This is a genomic window from Filibacter tadaridae, assembly GCF_900609045.1.
GTDB lineage: Bacteria > Bacillota > Bacilli > Bacillales_A > Planococcaceae > Sporosarcina > Sporosarcina tadaridae.
Map to the genome: position 1 here is coordinate 1 of NZ_UXAV01000060.1, position 300 is coordinate 300.

General features: G+C 39.7%; 1 rRNA gene. It reads right to left on the reverse strand.

Annotated elements, in window-relative coordinates:
• Positions 1-212 precede the first annotated feature (212 nt).
• Positions 213-300, reverse strand: a 16S ribosomal RNA gene (locus tag FILTAD_RS15295); the annotation flags it as partial.

Consider the following 300-nt stretch of genomic DNA (forward strand, 5'->3'; position numbering starts at 1 on the left):
AATCACAGAAGTGATCTATTCGAAGAAGAATTGAATTCTTCTCGGTTGATTCTTGATTTGTTGCAATCAATGTCGTTTTATCCAGTTTTCAATGAACAAGTTTTGAAAGATTCTACTATAAAGTGAAAATGTCACTTTATCATGAACCTTCAAAACTGAACGCAAAACGTCAATGTATAGAACCTCGTTCTATATTCCGTAATAATCCTTAGAAAGGAGGTGATCCAGCCGCACCTTCCGATACGGCTACCTTGTTACGACTTCACCCCAATCATCTGTCCCACCTTCGGCGGCTGGCTC